Source organism: Heyndrickxia sp. FSL K6-6286 (genome assembly GCF_038630395.1).
GTDB classification, from domain to species: Bacteria; Bacillota; Bacilli; order Bacillales; family Bacillaceae_C; genus Heyndrickxia; species Heyndrickxia oleronia.
On the sequence record NZ_CP152029.1, the window covers coordinates 4,502,786 to 4,521,646 of the forward strand.

Consider the following 18,861-nt stretch of genomic DNA (forward strand, 5'->3'; position numbering starts at 1 on the left):
TTATTCGTATTCCTAAATAAAATACACTCTATAAATGATTAGTATAATATCTCTGTGTATAATGAATCTTGAAAATAGAAAAAAGCTGATTCACCCTAATGATTCAGCCTTTTTCATTATTCCTGTATTGCGATAGATGAGAAATTTGATTATAATCCTTCACTTTCCACTTTTCCTGAAAGTATTCAATATTACTAATACACGCGTTAACTAAATTTGTTTTTCCATAACCTAGTTCACCATCTGAAAATAAAGATAAGATAGTATTGATTACTGCCCCATGGGCAACAAGAAGTACTTTTCCGTCTTTATACTTTTCATGAATTTTATTAATCCCTATTTTCACACGTTTTTCTACAGATAAAATCTCTTCTTGATTCGGATATTGCTTATCAGGGTATGCAGTCATTCTTTCCTCTAAAGTCATACCTTCCGCTTTTCCAAAGTGACGTTCAACGAATTCATCCATTTCTTCAAGCGGAATATGTAAATATGTATTGATGATTTCTGCTGTTTGCTTTGCTCTTTTTAAAGGACTAGAAATGATAACATCCCAATTGGTTCCTTTCAAAAATTCTCCACATTCTTTTGCCTGTAATATTCCCTTAGCATTCAATGGTATATCTGTTCTTCCCTGAATCTTTCCCATCACGTTCCAGTCTGTTTCTCCATGTCGAACTAAACAAATTGAAGTAATTGTCATTCACCCTTTTCATTGTCCTTCATTCTCTTCTTCAATCTTTTCCTTTATTCTTCTTGCAATTGTCTCATAGTATGATCTTTCATGCGGGACAAATTCATGTTTCTTGGCGATTCGATTGATATGAACTCTGTCATGTTTCTGATTGAAAACAAAACCTTGTATCCTAACTTCCTCTTGCATGCCTGTACAAAATTCATAAAAGGAGGAGAATTCGATTCTTACAATCCCTGAAACTTCTTCCTTCTGCAAGGTAAAATCATCAAACGTATGATTGCTTTTATATAAAAATACATTTGCCAACTCATTATCAATAAGATCTTTATGCTTTACACTATAATCAATCATTCCTAAAGAAATCAATTCGTTAAATTTCACATTAATTCCTAGCTCTTCTTGAATTTCTCTAACACCATCTACAACTGCTTCATCTGCCATGATATGACCAGCGGCTGTAATATCAATCAAGTTTGGATAGTCCTTTTTATTTCTACTTCTAATTTGAAGCAGGACAAACCACTTATCTTTACATTTACTAATAAACCAGCATTGGAATGTTTCATGCCAATAACCCTTTTTATGTACCTCTTCACGTGATGCGATACCTACGGGCTCTTTCTCATCATTAAATATTTTAAGATACTCCATTATATTATCTCCAATTCAACTGTTTAAAGAATGTAATTATAGTGAACATACTATTTCGTCCCCAAATAATTTACTTCCAGTTCATTTTGAATAACCTCATTATCTATTCGTTTGACTTCATATGCTTTTACTTCAGGTCTCGAGCTAACGATCTTGTTCATTTTTTGGTCGACATAATGGATTGCCACTCCATCATCTATTGCTACACCCGAGTTTATTTTTCCTGAATAGATCATCTTTTGGTATGCTGGTTTTCTCTCAATCTCTCCATCATAATGGGGACAACAACTACCTTTTATGAAGCCTAGGCATTGAATCGGTTCAAGGCTAGTACCAAATGAATCAGTTAATCCCTCCTCAAACCAGCATATAGAGCCAGCACTAATACCTGCTAATATGGTACCTTGCTCCCAAGCTTTTCTCAATATAAGATCTAGTCCCCACTCTCTCCATAAAGCTAATAAATTTTTAGTATTTCCTCCTCCAACATAAATAATATCTTTCTCTAAAATGAACGACTCTAAATCTCTTGTTGGAGGTTTAAAAAGTGATAAATGAGAGGGATGACATAATTGTTTATCAAAAAATTGATAGAATCGCTGAATATAATTGTCAGAATCTCCACTCGCAGTAGGAAGAAAACAAATTCTTGGTGCTGATTGATTTGATTGTTGTAAGATATAACGATCCAACAATGGATTTTCCGGTTCCATAGAAAATCCACCACCACCAAGGGCAATAATTTGTCTCATCTCGATCGCTTCTTTCTTATAATTTTAAATATATGATTCTTTGATTCGGTCATTATTCCCTTTAAAGAAGTAGATATAATCTCTAAAATGCCCAATTACCATTACGAAATATGGCTATTTTTGTACCATCATCTAAAATGCCATCAATATTCATCTTGGCAGATCCAATCATAAAGTCCTCGTGAACAATGCTATCGTTTAGACCTTCAGCTTTTCTTTCTTCTTCTGAAAGGAGTTGTCCTCCCTCTAAACAAGTTGGATATGCGGAACCAATCGCTAAATGGTTCGATGCATTCTCATCAAATAAAGTATTAAAAAATAGTAATTGTGAATTAGAGATTGGCGAATTATGAGGAACTAATGCTACTTCGCCCAAATAAGAAGCACCTTCATCTGTTTTTATTAATCTCTCTAATAATTCCTGACCTACCTTTGCTGTTACATCCACAATTTTTCCCGATTCAAAGGTAAGAGTAAAATCTTCAATTACATTTCCTTGATAAGCTAATGGCTTTGTACTTGATACATATCCATTTACACCCGTTCGATGAGGAACCGTATACACTTCTTCAGTAGGCATATTAGCGATAAAAGTCACACCATTTGAGTTCACACTGCTCCCTGTCAACCAGAGATGCCTTTCTGGAAGTTCTATCCATAAATCAGTGCCCTCTGCTTTGTAATGTAACTTTTTAATCCGTTTTTCATTTAAAGAATTAGCTTTTTCCGATAATTCATCTATATGTTTTCGCCAAGCATCTACTGGATTCTCAAGATCGATGCGAACTGCTTGAAAAATTTTCTCCCAAAGCGCTGGAATCCGCTCCCTCTCAGGTAGCTGGGGAAAAACTTTATCTGCCCATTTTTTCGATGGCATAGCAATGATGGACCAGCTAATTTTATCCGTATCAATTGCTTCATAAAAATGATCCAGCGCATCCCCTTGTGCCTTCTGCCAATTTGTAATTTTATCGATTGAAATCCCTTTTAATAAATCGGGATCGTCGGCTTCAATTTGTAAAAAGGCCCCACCATTTTCTACTAGCTCCTCATGTGCAGCTACTAGCCATTTAGGGTATTGCTTAAACACTTCATTCGAAGCTAATTCATAATGTGTACGCTTTATTTCTTCATCGTACCAATTAACATGAACATTTCTCGCACCAGTAAGATACGCTTGCTTCACAATCTTTCTTACTAAAATTTCAGTACCTGTTGGTGCTGAAATCCATAACAGCTGTCCCTCTTGTATATTAAGTGCTACTTTGACAGCAAGCTCTGCATATTTTTCTAATTGTTGATCAAACATCATATTATCTCCTCCAAGACCTTGTTCCCAAAGGGCATTTTATATTCGTACCTTTCTTAATCCTATCTTCCAAAGAATCAAACTGGTAATAAAAGATATTACGATATTAATATAAATTCCAATTGGAACCTGCAAGCTAACATAGTGAATTCCAGCGAGAAGAGCGATTGGAATAAATAAGACAAATATTTTCCATCCCTCACTTTGCCCAATCGTTTCAAAGCTTTCAGAAAACGGGATTGATTTTTCCAAAAAAAGAAAGCTTATCATCGTATACAAAAAGGAATTTATTAAAATAATGATTAAATCAGGTACAATCTTTATGCCAAAAATGATGATAAAAATGAAACTTAGTACTAAATAAATTGGTAAATATAGTTTTACTAAAAATGCTTTTAATGTACCTTTAAATAATAGTGAATAATCCTTAATTGGCAATGTTTTAAATATCCAAGCTCCTTTGTATTTCCCAGAATATCTAAGCATCATCACAACAGTTGGAATAATTAACATGCTAAAATAAATAGTTAAATAGGATTTACTTCCAGCTTGATTAAATCCCCTATGATTCATGGTTGTAAAAATAAAAATAAATGGGATTACGAAGGAAAAGCCTAATGAAGGATAGACTTTTAATTTAAAATCGCGTTCATGCTTCATCATTAAAGTTGTAAATCGGTAGAATGCCCTTTCCTCTTTACTTCGACAAATACAGCTTAATAACCACTCTTTCCAGCCTCTACGCTTAATTAGTTTAGATTTACTTTGGTTTGAAAGCTTTTGCAGATTCTTTTCAAAGGCTGGAACGAGACGAAGATATATCCAAAAGGCAATCAAAGGAACCATTATAGCTAGCAAAGAGAACACTATATAGAACATTGAACTTTGGCCATTTATTATCCATTCATATGGAGCTGCATACCACATAGGAAAGATAAATATATGCCACCAATGTGGATGTAATACGAAGTCAAAATCAAAGATTTCAAATGAGCGAATAAGTACCTGGTAACCAACCATTAATGCCAAAGACAAACCAATTTGTACGTAGTTAATGATATCTTTCAGCTTTTCTCCATCAAAAAATTTTAAAACAAAAATATACAATAATGCAGTGAACACAACAATTAATAAATTCGTTAAAATTAATCCAATGATTGAAATAATGAAAAATACAATACCATGCCTAAATAATCCTACAATCATTGGAATAGCCGTAATCGATGTAGTTAGAAGAACTAAATAGATACAGATATGGACAAACTTTGCGATACTTATTGTTTTACGGTTAATTGGTTTTGTATGTAGTATATTTTTATCACGAACATCCAATAATACAGAAGAAAAATCAGATATCATTGATGTCATAACCATAAACATAACTATCCCAAAAACAATACTCATCTGAAACATATAATTTGTTCCAAATACAATAAATGGAATCGTAAATAAACCAATAAACGCATAAATCCATAAGGATTTAATAAATCCATTCGTTTCTTGTTTATTGTTGTCTTTTTTCTTCTTTGATGATTGGCTAAATATAGTAGGAACTCTTCTTTGATCCATCATTAGCTTGACTTTTAAAATTTTTCTCAAGATGGAGTAATCAACACCCATTTTTTCGAATAAACCTTGGCAACGATCAAGAATTTTTAAGGTTCGAAAATCTTCCATAGTCACACCTCTTGAACAATGGATACAAATCTTTCACCAATTTCTTTATGCTCATTAAACCCGGTCAATTGATTGAAGATTTCCTCCAATGTACCTTCCTTGTTTTGATTTTTTAATTCAACAAAGCTTCCATCAGCGACAATTTTTCCACCATTCAACAGAATAATTCGGCTACTAATCTTCTCTACTACATCCATGATATGTGATGAATAAAACACGGTCTTCCCTTGTTCTGCTAATTGAGATAATATTTCCTTAAATATCATTACACTATTCGCATCTAATCCATTAATTGGCTCATCCAAAAATAAAATTTCTGGATTATGCAACATGCTTGAGATGATTAGTAATTTTTGCTTCATCCCTTTAGAATAAGAAGAAATTCTTGAATGATAAACGTCCCCAATTCCGAACAATTCCATTAATCTCTTAGCCTTGTATTCTACCAAATCAAAATCCATTCCATATAATTCACCAATAAAAGTTAAATACTCGAATCCAGTTAAAGTATCATATACTTCAGCAATTTCAGGAACATAGCCGATTTTTTTCTTATATTCAATATTTCCATCTGATATATCTTTTCCAAATAGCTTAACCTCACCTGTATATCCTTCTTCAATACCAAGAATGATCTTTACAGTTGTACTTTTCCCCGCACCATTTGGTCCTATATAACCGATAATTTCCCCTCTTGATACTGTAAGGTCAATCCCCTGTAAAACCTCATTCGCTCCATAGCTTTTTCTTAAATTATTTATTGTCAAAATTCCTTCCATTTTCAGAATCCCCCCTTAATTTTTTCCATTTTAGTTAATAGTAACATAATTACTTTCAAACCATGACAAACGATTTTCTACGTAATCTTCTATAAAGGGGAAGGAATTGCTCAAAAAAAAGACTCGTCTTAATGACGAGTCTTGCTGTTCATGAAATTTTAATTTAGATACATTTTTGCAGATACACCTGCATGATCCGAAGACCATAACCCCGTATTTGTTCTACCTTCTACGATCTCTGCCTCTATTGGTGTCCAACCATTTTTATATAGAATAAAATCAATACGGCTATCTAGACTTGATTCAGCATTCAATAAATCAGGTCCCTGACAGCATGTAACACCGGTATCTATTCCACTATTTATCCATATATCTTGCATACCAAATTCGCTGAACTGTTTATATGTTATCGAGTCATTGGTCATCGCATTAGAATTTAAATCTCCCATCACTATTAGAGGCAAATCTGTTTGAGCCGGTCCAATAATTATTTCCCTTGCTTGCTGGATCTGAATATCTATTTGCGTATCCAGATGAGTATTAATCAATCTAAATTGTTTTCTATCAAGTCTAATATCAATCGAGCACCATCCTCGTAGAATTTCCATCTGTTGATTTTGAATTTGTATATTAAGATTCGTTTGAAAATTAGCCTTCATTCTTTTATTCACTTGCAATCTATTTTGATTTCGTATTAATATCGCATCCCTATCCATCAAACGAATTAAATTACCATTACTGTCTGGAAGCTCTACTGTTGTATTATTATTTTGAACAACAAGGGCATAGTCTAAGCCTTTCTTTTTTAGCTCAATTATTAACATCTGTACAAAATCATAGGTGATCGTTCGAAAATTCGGGATTTCTAACTGCCACTTTACAGCTTCCTGAAGACCTATTAAATCTGGCTTCTTTTGTGCAATTTCACGAGCAATCGCTTTTACACGAAGTGGATAATTGGTTGCAAGAAATTGCCGATACACATCTGATACTAAATTCGGAATTTGGTTTCTAACAGCGGTAAACAGTGGTGGCAATTCCGCCCCCATATACAAATTCCATGTGAGAAAAGAAAGACGAAATTTATCCCTTATTTTCATTTATACACCCCCATTCTTAAGCCCACTGTATAGTATATGAAAATGCACTACAGATAGACTGGGATACTAAAAATGAAGTATATTTTTCTTTGTTTTGTTCCTCCATTCTCATCTAAACATCCTGAAGGAAGCGATATTTGGAATACCGAGCATTAAATTATATGATTATATAACTCTCGTTTTATTTAATATTATGCCTTTTCTTCTAATCTATATGATAGTAAAACAAGCAATTTTATTGAGAAGAACATTTAATAAAGTAAACCTAACAGAAATGAGGTGAGAAAGTGGGTTTAAATGATATGATACCGAAACCACCAGATGTTGTTACGATCGTTTCAGAAAGAAATCCATTAAATCCAAAATCACCACGTACAATTGTTGAAGTAACCATTATTGGAGAAGCAGGTAAATGTGAACGTTTTTTACGTTCTAGTGAACCTTATCAAACAGCAGCTAAAGGTTTAATCAGAAGTGGATTTGATAAAATATGTGAGCAAAATTCCGATATTTATGGGGTCACTATTTTTTCTAGAGATCTTTAATGTTATATAGTTGGACTTTACTTTAAAGAAAAATTGGCCAGGCTTTATTTAGGGTGTTTATTGGGGAGCACCCTCCCTTAGACACCCCTTTTCGCGTGTATTCACAGACTATCAGGTTGATATTGAAATATTTTAAGATTGATGATTCCATTCGAATTAAATTCAACCCCTTCACTTTGAAGGGAGAACTTTTGAACATGATAATACTCATCATCTTTAAAACCGATCATTCCCTTGGAATTGACCACTCGATGCCATGGCAGTTGATATTTCTTACTCATAGAATGCAAAATTCTTACAACCTGCCTTGCAGCTCTTGGACTACCTGCAATTGTAGCAATTTGTCCATAAGTCATTACCTTTCCTTCCGGTATATTTCGAATAATTGTTACGACTCTCTCAGTAAATGGGGTCATTCAACTTACCCTCTTATTTTAATTTTAATAGCACATTCTCCCAAAACAGCCATTAGTTATAATTGACGAATTTTCTATATATATTATATTATTATATCTTGAGTGTTTACTCAAACGTGGTTCGAAACCATCCCACGATAAAAAACTAAGGAGAGAACTGAATATGAAAGTCAAAACTCTTGTCGGAAATGGGATTGTAGCTGCATTATACATTGCCGTGTCGTTTATCATTCAACCCTTTGGGTTTACGAATATACAATTCCGAGTATCCGAAATATTTAATCATTTGGTCGTGTTTAACAAAAAGTATATGATCGGCATTGTCTTAGGTGTTTTTCTTACCAATTTATTTTTTTCCCCTATGAGGGCTTATGACCTTGTTTTTGGGGTTGGACAATCTATCATTGCCTTACTTATCACGATCATCATTTCAAAATTTATTAAAAATATATGGGGACGCATGATAGTAAATACGATCGTCTTTACAATTACTATGTTCCTCATCGCTATTGAACTTCATCTGGCTTTTGACTTGCCATTCACGATTACATGGGTAACGACTGCAATTGGAGAGTTTGTTGTAATGGCAATTGGTGCTCCAATTATGTATTACTTAAATAAACGCGTGAATTTTGAACAACAACTATAAAATAGAGAAAAAGCTATCGCATAAATGTGATAGCTTTTTCTCATATCTTTTATTTAAATAAAAAATTTACTTTAATGAATAATACGTGTCAGACACTGGTGCTTCGGTTTCTTTTTTCTTCGTAAATAGTAAGGCGTAAATGAGGATTAATAATACAAGACAAATAATTGAAAATCCATAGATAAAATGGAAGCCTTTATTAGCAGCAAGAATACCAAGACCAGTAGAACCAATGGCCATTCCTAAGTCCATTGCTGAAAAATACATTGCATTAGCCGTTCCTTGTTTTTCTTTCGTTACTAGGCTGACAGCTATTGCTTGGAGTGTAGGTGTGACAGTTCCATATGCAATTCCATAGAAAAAGCCTGCGGTAAGTAGTGTTACTGAACCATTAGTTATCGATAATAAAAATAACCCAATGACCCCACAAATAATCGCTGGATATATAATTACTTTATGTCCATAAGTATCATAAAGCTTTCCAGAAATAGGACGTGCAACAAGCATAATAATGGCTACAATAAGAAAAAATAAAGAAACAGTACCACCTAAATGAGCCTCTTTTCCAAGCTCTCGAAGAAAACTAACTACCCCTCCTAAAGTGATGGAGAAAAAAACACATAGTAGACTTGGTATAAATGCCTTTTTATCGAAAATAGATTCTTTAAAAGAAAGTTTCTTTTCGATTGTCTTACTTGAAACAGGTGCCTCTTGTGTTTTAATCATAAAGCTACATAAAAAAGTGATAACAGCTAATACCACTGCAATGATTAATAAAGTATTAAAAGGCATATATGCAAGTAAAGCTAAGGCAATCATTGGTGCCATACTTGTTCCGATACTCGTAGCAAGTCCGTAATAGCCAATCCCTTCACCTAGCCTTTTCTTAGGTATAATATTCGTTGCCAATGTAGCTAATATTGTTGTCATTATGCCAAAACCAATACCGTGAAAAATTCTCAAAAGAAGCAAGTACGGAACAGATTCCTGTCCGTAACTAAGAGACAATGTTACTGCAACAAATAATAATGTAAATACGCTCATCTTCTTCACATTTACACGATGAATCAAGTAACCTACGAACGGGCGGGTCACAATAGCAGCAAGCATAAAAATAGTAGTCATGAGTCCGCCTTGAGTTGGGTTATTTTTCACATCTGTTATAAAGGCTGGAAAGCCAGCGGTTAATAATTGTAAACAAAGAAAAAATAAAAAAGCCATTAAGACAATGGCCATAAACTGTGGTGTCCACAACTTAGGTGATTCGTTCATTTAATAATCCTTCTTTCTAGTTATTGATATCATTTAGAAGTGAATCAGTATTACTCTCAATTGAATGTAATACATTTAAATATGTCTCCAACGATTCCTTATTAATTCCATCGATAACCTTACTAAAAATGCCCTCAATATATGGATATAATTCTTCAGCTAACCCAGTCCCTTTCTCGGTAATAGTAATGAGAAAGGATCGTCTATCTTTAGGATTAGCTACTCTTTTGACAAAATCATTTTTTTCAAGCAAATCAAGAATTTTAGTCAGTGTAGCCTGATCTTTATCGGCTTTCTCTGATAATTCCTTTTGAGATATATGATCCGACTCTTTTAGTGTTCTAAGTACACTCCATTGTTCAGATGTAATTTGATATGGCTTTAAATAATGATTTAATAGTCGACTAATCTTTCTACTTGTTCGAACTGAAGCAAATCCGATTAATTTATCCTTTGACATCTCCATAGAGAGGCTCTCCTTTCAAGCACAATTATTATTATACATATAATTATTATTCGTGTAAATATAGTTTGTATACAAATTATTTATTAACCATATAAAAATTAGTAAAGGAGCTACCTCATAAAATATTAAAAGAGATAGCTCCAATTTTTTATGCACTTAAAATAACAAATTTCCTTTTTTGGATATATAGAAGCCTTAATGACAGTCCTACTCCAGCAGCCAACAATCCTGATGTTAGGCCAATCCAATATCCTGGAGCACCAAGATTGGTAAAATGGGCTAAAAGATAACCTACAGGCAAGCAAATCATCCAATAAGCAATCAATGTCATGATAAATGCTAAATTTACATCTTTATAGCCTCTTAATGCAGCCTGTGCTGTCACTTGAATTGCATCCGATAGCTGGAAAAATAGCGCATATATTAAAAAGTGACCAGTTAATTGAATAACCGCTGCTTCATTTGAATAGAATCCTGCCACTTTATAACGGAATAACACAACCAAAAGTCCAGTAAATAAAGCGATAATAATCGCTAGACAAATGCCCAGCCAGCTATATATTCGAGCGTCCCGGTACCTTTTAGCCCCTACCTCATATCCTACGAGCACCGTTAAAGCAAGGGATATGCTAACAGGTACCATATAAAGAAATGAAACAATATTCAATGCCGATTGATAGGCGGCAATGGTTGTAATGCTAAACTTACTAATTAAAATAGTTACTACTGCAAACATACTTGTTTCAAAGAAGGTCGAAAGCCCCATCGGTACCCCAATTTTCAAGATTTCTTTACAATTCCCCCATGAAAAATCTTTTAAGTTTGAAAAGATTTGATAAGTTGAAAAAGGATCTTGCTTTTTAATAATAAAGGCTGTTACTCCTGCAATCATCCAATAGGTAATGGACGTGGCATAGCCTGCGCCTGCACCACCCAGTTCAGGAAATCCCATATTCCCATATATCAAAACATAGTTTAAAAAGAAATTAATAGGTAATGAAGAGATCATAATGACCATAACAATACGAGTTTTCCCTAACGCATAAATAAACGATCTGAGTACATTAAAAATAAAAAGAGGAATAATTCCAAAGCTTAAACCTACGAGATAAGCATGCGCTGTATGTTGAACCCTTGTTTCTAAATTCATTGAGTCTAATAACGGATTTAACAGAAAAAATCCAAGAATGATAACAACTATAGCAATCATTAGTGATAGATAGATCCCATTAACTACAATCGAAGAGACTTCTTTGCTTTTTCTTTCACCAAAACGTTGGGCTACAATAGGTGATACAGCGAGCAATATCCCACTTAAGCCTGTAAAAACAGGATTCCAAATGGAAGAACCGATCGCCACTCCAGCTAAATCGGAGGAGTTATACTTACCAGATAAAATAGTATTAAAAAAAACCATTGAAAACATACCTAATTGTGTAATTAATATAGGTATTAAGAGAATGAAAATTTGTTTTGTTTTTTCTTTTATCGTAAACGTTTGATTCATTGAAAAGTTCTCCTGTAATTTAAAATGATTATACTGCCTCCAACAACCCCATCTCTAGACATGTTTTAAGTGACAGTTTTTTAACACCGGCTTCAAAACGTATTTCAAATTGTTCACGGTCCAGTAAAATGATTTCACCCTGACCGAAAACAGGGTGCTTTATTTCCATCCCAACATAGAGTTGCTCTTCTTCTTTTATTGCTGTTGAAGATGTGTCCATCTTACCATTTAAGCCGTGCTTCATCTTCTTCTCCTTTTTTGGGCTCATAATAGAACGAACACCTCCCACGAAGCGTGACTCATTTACAAGTTTTCCATTCTTTATTTCATAAGAGAGCAATTCTAGATGAAGCTTTGCACGAGTCATCCCAACATAAAATAGACGAACAGCCTCTTCAATTAATTCCTCGTTTCCTTGCTCTTTTGACCTCGTTTCCTCTTTTGAAGGGATGATTCCTTCAACCAAATCGATCATATATACTCTCGTAAACTCTAATCCTTTTGAACTATGTAATGTTGAGAAGGTTACCACATTTTTATGTTTTCCAAACTTAGACTCTTTCATTTTCTTCTCTAAATATTGCAAACGACCAGCAAATTCCTCCATCGTATCTAATGTGGTCGCAATCTCTTCGAGAGTATTTAAAATATCCAATAGATGATCTAGGTTGAATCCATATCTTTCACTTAATTTTTCAAGAGCTTTCTCATATCCTAGTGATTCGCGAATTAGACGAATCACCTGTAGTGGTGCCATGCCATTCATCTCTTGGAACAAGCTTTTGCATTTTTGTAGTTGTTTAATCTGATAGTCCTTCAGATTGATATACTGCAAAAGATTATCAAAACAGGATTGTTTATTATTTATTTTTTGAAGATCTTTCATTTGTTGCTTTGTAATATAGCCATTAAATTTTGTATGAATCTTCTCCAAAATGTCTGTACGTGAATCATTATAAGAGATTCTCATAAAATTTAATATATCCTGTACTACCCAATGAGAAAAAAAGTGAGAATTTGAGTCTTTAATATAAAAAGGGATACCTGCCCGGTCAAAATCATTCATTAAACTGATAGATGAAGAGTGATTCCGATATAAAATTGCGACTTCTCGATAATTATCATGCTGAGAAATTTCCCTTATTAAATATTTAGATTGATTTTGATAATCTGCCAATCTTTTTAATTGTATGGGTTGATAGGAAGGATTATCAGTAAACATCTGTTTGTTATATCGGTGTTTATTTTGCTGAATGAATTGGTTAGCAACATCTACGATATCTTTTGATGAACGATAATTTTGCTCCATCATAAGGATGACTGCCTCAGGATATACCTGCTTAAAATCAAGCAAATATTTTGGATCTGCTGCGCGCCAAGTATAAATCGATTGATCATCATCTGCAACAACACAAAGATTGCGATGATTGCAAACCAGCTTTTCAATGATTGCATGCTGAACCAGTGAAGTGTCCTGGCTTTCATCCGTTAAAACATAATCATACCGTTGCTGATAGGTTCGAAGAAATTCAGAATCCTCTTCAAACACTTGATTTGCAATCGTAAGCATATCATCATAATCGACTAATCGAACCGTCCCTCTCGTTCGTTTGAATAACTCATATTCTTGAACTATTTTTTCAGCCATTGGTATTTGACATTTAACGGTAGACCAATGTTCCTCCGGAATTAGTTTATTTTTCAGCAAACTAGTATAGGACATCAATTCCTCTAACTGGTCATCTGTTATATTTTCACCAACTAAATTGTTATAAATTTCCTTTATGATGATTTTCTTATTTAATGTGAGTTGGTTTCTTTCCAGTGGTTGAATGCCTTCAATAAGTTGAAAGCTTGTATTAGTTTTCCTAAAGTACTCTCGTATCACTTCAAATGCAAGACTATGGATAGTTGAAAAATCTACTTGCGGTATCATGGGGAAAAATGAATTGAATCGTTCCTTCATATCCATTGCTGAAGCTTTACTAAAGGTTACAGCCTTAATTCTTTTTGGATTAACACCTTTTTCTTTTATTAAATAACCAATTTTTATAATGATCGTTGTTGTCTTTCCTGAACCCGGCGACGCTAACAAAAGAAGGGGACCATCAGTATGTAAAATAGCCTTCTGTTGTTGCTGATTTAAAATAACTCTCTTTTTTATCTGACTGAAATTAAAAAACTCCGCTTCCTTATTCATGCGAGAACCCTTTCTAGTACTTATAAGCTTAAATATCTACAAACCAAGGGGGATTCTTCGATTCACACCCTCACCTAAATCTTTCTATTCACTTATCATAACAGTTTTATTTATATTTTTCTTTGACTTAATTATTTTACGATGGATTCCTTTTCTTCTTTTTTAAAACATAGGTAGTAATGGATTGAATCAGAAATACTAATATAAAAAAAAAGAATACGACAAACTCACTTGTATCCATTACTCTAAAAGGATTGAATGCGTTGAATATTGCATTTTTTAATTCAAACCCCATAATCATATCAATTCCAATTGAAAGAGCAATTAAAAAACTGATTAATCCTATACTTATTCCAAATAATTTCAATTTATCTCCTCCTAAAACATTGAGATAATTTTCACTTTAGCATATCCAAAATTTCTTGAAAAATCACATTTACGCATAATCCAACCAAAGCTTGAGAAGAATTTGGTATATGTACAAAAAGTTAGTGAAAACGAGGAATTAATATGTCATTTCTTAAGAAAATACTTAAAAAGAAGAAAAGTGTCAAAACCGGTGGAGACCGTTCAGGGCAGGCAGCATTCATACCCGAAGAATACTTTGGGAATAATCTTGATGAAAATGTAAAGAAAATAATAGAAACGCTAGGAAATAGTTCAGATATTATCATCCGTAAGATGGAAATTGGTCTAACTAGCAGGATTGCAATTATCTATACTGATGGATTGGCAGATGACAAATTAATTGATAATAACATCATAGGAGAGCTTCTAACTAAGGAAAGCATGGATGAAACAATTTCTGAACAGCACTCATTGCACATAATAAAAGAAAAATTGATATCTATAAGTGGAGTTAAATCGATTTATGATTGGGATCAACTTTTTCACTCCCTTTTATCAGGGGAAACAATCATTCTTATGGATAATGCCAATGAGGCTCTTTCAATTAGTACAGTAGGTGGAGAAAAAAGAGCATTAACAGAACCTAGTACAGAATTAACCATTCGTGGTTCTAGAATTGGTTTCATTGAAAGGATACGGACCAATACATCCCTAATTCGGAGCAGAATAAAAAACCCCAACTTATGGCTGGAAACGATGCAAATTGGGAAAGTAACTCAAACAGATGTTGCAATCATGTATATCAACGGAATTGCTAATGATAAGGTTATCAAGGAAGTGAGAAAACGGTTAAAGCGTATAGATATTGATAGCATATTAGACACTGGATATATTGAACAATTAATTGAAGATGAGACCTTCACAACATTTCCAACACTCTATATTACAGAAAGGCCTGATGTAGTTACTGCTAATCTTTTAGAAGGAAAGGTTGCAATTTTCGTGGATGGAACTCCATTTGTTCTAACTGCACCTGCATTATTTGTGGAATTTTTCCAAGCTGCAGATGATTATTATTTTCGCTTCGATATTGCAACAGGGATTCGGTTATTAAGAGTGTTAGCTTTTATCATTTCAATTATTGCTCCATCTATCTATATCGCAGCTACTACCTTTCACCAAGAAATGATACCTACCTTGCTCCTAATAACGATTGCAGCACAAAGAGAGGCTGTACCGTTTCCATCATTTGTTGAGGCTGTCATCATGGAAGTAATTTTTGAAATTTTACGTGAAGCAGGAATTAGACTTCCTAAAGCCATTGGTCAAACGGTTTCCATAGTTGGGGCACTTGTCATTGGTCAAGCGGCTGTTCAAGCAGGGATTGTCTCACCTGCAATGGTAATTATCGTTTCAATAACAGCCATTGCAAATTTTTCAACCCCATCCTTTTCAATGGCTATATCCGCTCGTCTAATTCGCTTTTTGTTCATGATCATTGCTGCTACTTTTGGATTTTATGGATTAATTATGGCCATATTAGTGATGTTCATTCACCTATGTGATTTACGATCTTTCGGTGTTCCATATATGTTCCCATTGGCGCCATTCACCCCATCTAATGCAGGTGATACAGTGATCCGACTGCCAATCTGGACATTAAAACAAAGACCAAGATTAATTAGCCAAAAAAATATAATACGTTCAGGTAAAAATCAGGAACCACATCCTCCAAAACAGACAGCAAGTCAGCCTAAAAAGGAGAATCAAGAATGAAGAAGAAATGGTGGCACTTATTATTAATATTAGGATGTCTCACTTTTCTTGCAGGATGCTGGGATAAACGTGAATTAACTGATCTAGCCATTGTCAATGCAGTTGGAGTAGATAAATTAGAAAATGGAAAGTTTCGTAACACCTTTCAAATTATTAATCCCGGAAATGTTGCTGGAAATCAGCAAGGCGGTGCACAAACAAGTGGGATACCAATCACGGTTTATACTGTTTCAGGAAGAAATATGCTAGATGCAGCAAGATTGGGCTCAAAAAATGTCTCTCGCCAAATATATTATGCCCATGCAAACCTCGTTGTCATTGGTGAAGATCTAGCTAGAGAAGGATTAATGCAACTATTTGATGTGATGGAAAGAGACCCTCAATTTCGTACAACCTCCTCCATCGTCATTGCTGAAAATTCAACAGCAGAAGATCTTCTAAAAATGCTTACACCAATTGATAAGCTTCCTGCCAATAAAATAACTAAAACACTCAAATTCACTGAAAAAGCTCTCGGGGAAAATATGGATGTTAGTGTAGATGATGTAATAAGAGATATGGTCAGTCCCGGAAAGGAACCGATAATTAGCGGATTTAAAATTGTTGGAAATTCAGAAGAAGGAAAAGGACAAGCTAATCTCCAAACAACTGAGGCAGCAGCACGTTTACAAGCAGGAGGAATGGCAATTTTTAAAGAAGGCAAACTAACAAGATGGTTGCATGGAAAAAATGCCCGTGGTGTACTTTGGGTACAAAACAAAGTTCAACAAACTCCAGTAAATATTAATTGGAAAAATAACAATAAACCTCTTGCCTTTTTTGTGATTCGCGGTAAATCAATTATTAAGTCAAAACTAGAAAAAAATAAGCCGGTAATAAAGGTTCATATTGAAGCTGAAGGCGATATAAGAGAAGCAGATATACAAATTGATCTCACTAATCCTAATATAATATTTCAGCTGGAAAAATTAGCAGAAAAGGAAATAAAAAAGGAAATTATGGCTACCATAAAAATGATTCAGAAGGAAAAGACTGATGTTTTTGGTTTTGGAGATGTTATTCACCGTACTTCTCCTAAAGTTTGGAACCAGCTAAAAAATGATTGGAATGACGTTGGTTTTCCTGAACTAAAAGTAGACGTAGACGTTGATGCATTTATCCGTCGTACGGGATTAAGAAATAATCCTTATATTACTGAAGTGAATAACTAGAATTACAGAGGGTGGTCCGGTGGAAAATGTAAAAATCAATGCTTACCAATTATTTGTCATTATGGTCCTATTTGAACATGGTAGTGCCCTAGTTATCTCATTAGGATCAGGAGCAAAACAAGATGCCTGGATTACCATTCTTACTGGAATGATCTTAGGAATATTTTTATTTTTATTATATAATCGCCTTTACCTTTATTATCCAGATATTCCCTTTACCTCTTATGTTCAAAAAATAGTTGGATCTTTTTTAGGTAAGATCCTTGCATTTGTCTATATCCTTTATTTTTTTTATCTGTCTGCGAGGGTTTTGAGAGATTTCGGAGAACTTCTAATTACATTTGCCTACCCTAATACACCAGAATTTATTATAAACGCAATCATGATTTTAACTGTCATTTATGCTATCCATAAAGGAATTGAGGTCTTAACGAGAACAGGCGAAATATTCTTCTTTTTTCTATATTTATTAGCTATTTCCGGATTTGTTCTTGTGGTTGCCTCTGGATTAATCGATTTAAATAGACTGAAGCCTATATTAGATGAAGGAGCTATGAAAATATTCCAGGTTACATTTACTCAAACATTATATGTACCTTATGGAGAGATGGTTGCCTTTACAATGATTCTTAACTATCTTAATAATCCCGTAAAAGCAAAGTGGATTGGCATATCTGCTATGGCATTAAGTGGTGTCAATTTAGCGATTTCAATGGGAGTAAACATATCTGTCCTTGGGGTGGATCTTGTTTCACGTGCTCCCTTTCCTTTACTCACAACCATCCAACGTATTCAAGTAGCCGATTTTTTAGAACGACTGGATGTTTTCTTTTTACTCGCTGTCATTATTGGGGGGTTTTTCAAAATTAGTATTTTTTTCTATGCAGGTGTAATTGGAACAGCTGATCTATTCAAAATTAGCAAGCATAAAAAACTGGTTTACCCACTAGGATTAGTGATTCTTTTTTTATCTATGACCATTGCCAGTAATTTTTCTGAACACATAAAGGAAGGCTTAGTTATCGTACCTCTCTATTTACATCTACCAATGCAAGTAATCATTCCTAGCCTGCTATTGGTCATCGCAACCTTTAAAAATCGAAAAAGTAAAAAGAAAAAAACAGAGGCTACGATTTAAAATTACAAAACATATTATTTCTCTATATTAATCTTTGTAATCCCCATATCATACGGACCTGTAAGATTTAAGCACACGTATGAGAGGGGACTGAACCCTCTTTTAAGGGATTTTCGGCGTATCTTTTGTATCGATCTGGTTCATTTTTTCCAATTCCAGTCGCATTTTCTCTGTTTCAAGTAAGAAATTTTGATGTTTCAATTTCTCTAATTCCAATTGATCTTGAATCAGCTTGCCCTTAATTTTCGTATTACTACGAATATGGCTTGTTATAATAGCAATGATTGGAATAGAAAACACCATAATGACTCCAATTACATCCGTCAAAACCATCGCCCCATTCAAACTTATTTATATAATAATATACT

The 18,861-nt window shown here is 34.0% G+C and carries 19 protein-coding genes and 1 riboswitch; of the genes, 5 read left to right on the plus strand and 14 right to left on the minus strand.

Annotated elements, in window-relative coordinates; translation table 11 throughout:
* Window positions 1-103: 103 nt before the first annotated feature.
* The 7 genes from MHI39_RS22760 to MHI39_RS22790 all read right to left on the minus strand — a co-directional run bounded on the left by MHI39_RS22760 (window position 104) and on the right by MHI39_RS22790 (window position 6,965).
* On the minus strand, window positions 104-697 hold the full coding sequence (locus tag MHI39_RS22760; protein WP_259549430.1) for a histidine phosphatase family protein: 594 nt from the start codon (window positions 695-697) through the stop codon (window positions 104-106).
* 15 nt (window positions 698-712) lie between these two features.
* Entirely contained in the window at window positions 713-1,348 is a 636-nt protein-coding gene (locus MHI39_RS22765) for an NUDIX domain-containing protein (RefSeq protein ID WP_278891289.1), read from the minus strand.
* Window positions 1,349-1,398: 50 nt separating this feature from the next.
* Complete coding sequence (locus MHI39_RS22770) at window positions 1,399-2,100, minus strand: peptidase E (RefSeq protein WP_278891291.1); 702 nt, start codon at window positions 2,098-2,100, stop codon at window positions 1,399-1,401.
* Window positions 2,101-2,182: 82 nt separating this feature from the next.
* Window positions 2,183-3,412 (minus strand): aminopeptidase, encoded by a 1,230-nt coding sequence (locus MHI39_RS22775; RefSeq protein ID WP_259548097.1) that lies wholly within the window; start codon window positions 3,410-3,412, stop codon window positions 2,183-2,185.
* Window positions 3,413-3,448: 36 nt separating this feature from the next.
* Window positions 3,449-5,086 (minus strand): ABC transporter permease, encoded by a 1,638-nt coding sequence (locus MHI39_RS22780; RefSeq protein ID WP_259548098.1) that lies wholly within the window; start codon window positions 5,084-5,086, stop codon window positions 3,449-3,451.
* 2 nt (window positions 5,087-5,088) lie between these two features.
* On the minus strand, window positions 5,089-5,865 hold the full coding sequence (locus tag MHI39_RS22785; protein ID WP_259548100.1) for an ABC transporter ATP-binding protein: 777 nt from the start codon (window positions 5,863-5,865) through the stop codon (window positions 5,089-5,091).
* Between the two features lie 158 nt (window positions 5,866-6,023).
* Window positions 6,024-6,965, minus strand: a complete 942-nt coding sequence (locus MHI39_RS22790; protein WP_058003163.1) for an endonuclease/exonuclease/phosphatase family protein — start codon at window positions 6,963-6,965, stop codon at window positions 6,024-6,026.
* A gap of 287 nt (window positions 6,966-7,252) precedes the next feature.
* On the opposite strand from MHI39_RS22790, the gene MHI39_RS22795 reads away from it, so the two are divergent.
* On the plus strand, window positions 7,253-7,510 hold the full coding sequence (locus MHI39_RS22795; protein ID WP_058003164.1) for a hypothetical protein: 258 nt from the start codon (window positions 7,253-7,255) through the stop codon (window positions 7,508-7,510).
* A gap of 101 nt (window positions 7,511-7,611) precedes the next feature.
* Here MHI39_RS22795 and MHI39_RS22800 read toward each other — a convergent pair whose 3' ends face one another.
* A complete protein-coding gene (locus MHI39_RS22800; RefSeq protein WP_071976404.1) occupies window positions 7,612-7,926 on the minus strand; it encodes an MGMT family protein in 315 nt (104 codons plus the stop codon).
* Between the two features lie 110 nt (window positions 7,927-8,036).
* A riboswitch (PreQ1 riboswitch) is annotated at window positions 8,037-8,081 on the plus strand.
* Window positions 8,082-8,089: 8 nt separating this feature from the next.
* On the opposite strand from MHI39_RS22800, the gene MHI39_RS22805 reads away from it, so the two are divergent.
* Window positions 8,090-8,575, plus strand: a complete 486-nt coding sequence (locus MHI39_RS22805; RefSeq protein ID WP_058003166.1) for a QueT transporter family protein — start codon at window positions 8,090-8,092, stop codon at window positions 8,573-8,575.
* A 66-nt stretch (window positions 8,576-8,641) separates the two neighbouring features.
* On the opposite strand, the gene MHI39_RS22810 is transcribed toward MHI39_RS22805, so the two are convergent.
* From MHI39_RS22810 to MHI39_RS22830, 5 genes are all read right to left on the minus strand, one after another.
* Window positions 8,642-9,847, minus strand: a complete 1,206-nt coding sequence (locus MHI39_RS22810) for an MFS transporter (protein ID WP_058003167.1) — start codon at window positions 9,845-9,847, stop codon at window positions 8,642-8,644.
* A gap of 16 nt (window positions 9,848-9,863) precedes the next feature.
* Window positions 9,864-10,313 carry a MarR family transcriptional regulator gene (locus MHI39_RS22815; protein ID WP_058003168.1) on the minus strand — a complete coding sequence of 150 codons (450 nt, stop codon included), beginning with the start codon at window positions 10,311-10,313 and terminating at the stop codon, window positions 9,864-9,866.
* Between the two features lie 148 nt (window positions 10,314-10,461).
* Entirely contained in the window at window positions 10,462-11,820 is a 1,359-nt protein-coding gene (locus MHI39_RS22820; protein ID WP_251344962.1) for an MATE family efflux transporter, read from the minus strand.
* A gap of 28 nt (window positions 11,821-11,848) precedes the next feature.
* Window positions 11,849-14,020: an ATP-dependent helicase gene (locus MHI39_RS22825; RefSeq protein ID WP_342540281.1), complete on the minus strand. Its 2,172-nt coding sequence runs from the start codon at window positions 14,018-14,020 to the stop codon at window positions 11,849-11,851.
* Between the two features lie 136 nt (window positions 14,021-14,156).
* On the minus strand, window positions 14,157-14,387 hold the full coding sequence (locus MHI39_RS22830; protein ID WP_058003171.1) for a hypothetical protein: 231 nt from the start codon (window positions 14,385-14,387) through the stop codon (window positions 14,157-14,159).
* A gap of 143 nt (window positions 14,388-14,530) precedes the next feature.
* Between MHI39_RS22830 and MHI39_RS22835 the strand changes: the two genes are divergently transcribed.
* From MHI39_RS22835 to MHI39_RS22845, 3 genes are read left to right on the plus strand one after another with little or no spacing between them, the layout of a single operon-like run.
* A complete protein-coding gene (locus tag MHI39_RS22835; RefSeq protein WP_071976405.1) occupies window positions 14,531-16,144 on the plus strand; it encodes a spore germination protein in 1,614 nt (537 codons plus the stop codon).
* Window positions 16,141-17,355 carry a Ger(x)C family spore germination protein gene (locus MHI39_RS22840; RefSeq protein ID WP_342540282.1) on the plus strand — a complete coding sequence of 405 codons (1,215 nt, stop codon included), beginning with the start codon at window positions 16,141-16,143 and terminating at the stop codon, window positions 17,353-17,355. The genes MHI39_RS22835 and MHI39_RS22840 overlap by 4 nt, the downstream gene beginning before the upstream one ends.
* Window positions 17,356-17,374: 19 nt before the next feature.
* On the plus strand, window positions 17,375-18,493 hold the full coding sequence (locus MHI39_RS22845; RefSeq protein WP_342540283.1) for a GerAB/ArcD/ProY family transporter: 1,119 nt from the start codon (window positions 17,375-17,377) through the stop codon (window positions 18,491-18,493).
* A gap of 102 nt (window positions 18,494-18,595) precedes the next feature.
* On the opposite strand, the gene MHI39_RS22850 is transcribed toward MHI39_RS22845, so the two are convergent.
* A complete protein-coding gene (locus MHI39_RS22850) occupies window positions 18,596-18,820 on the minus strand; it encodes a hypothetical protein (protein WP_342540284.1) in 225 nt (74 codons plus the stop codon).
* Window positions 18,821-18,861: the final 41 nt, after the last annotated feature.